Consider the following 241-nt stretch of genomic DNA (forward strand, 5'->3'; position numbering starts at 1 on the left):
GCTCGGCCTCTTCGGCATCAATCCGCTGGAATATCCTGGCCGCACCGCGCTGTTCGGCATCGGCAGGTTCGGTCTCGTGCTGGCCTTCGTCCCGCTCGCGGCCGTGTTTGCTCTTGCCGTCATTCTCGGCCGGCGCCTCGCCGGCGATAAGCATGCTGTCGCCGAGGCAGCCCGCCTGCTGGCCTGGCCGGTCTTGCCGATCGAGCTTGCCTACGATATCGCGCATTACGTCACCGGGTTG

General features: G+C 66.4%; 1 pseudogene. It reads left to right on the forward strand.

The features are described 5' to 3' along the window. Positions 1-241: pseudogene (locus KVT37_RS32715) on the forward strand (hypothetical protein); the annotation flags it as partial.

The organism is Mesorhizobium sp. GbtcB19 (genome assembly GCF_019091085.1).
Taxonomy (GTDB): Bacteria; Pseudomonadota; Alphaproteobacteria; order Rhizobiales; family Rhizobiaceae; genus Mesorhizobium.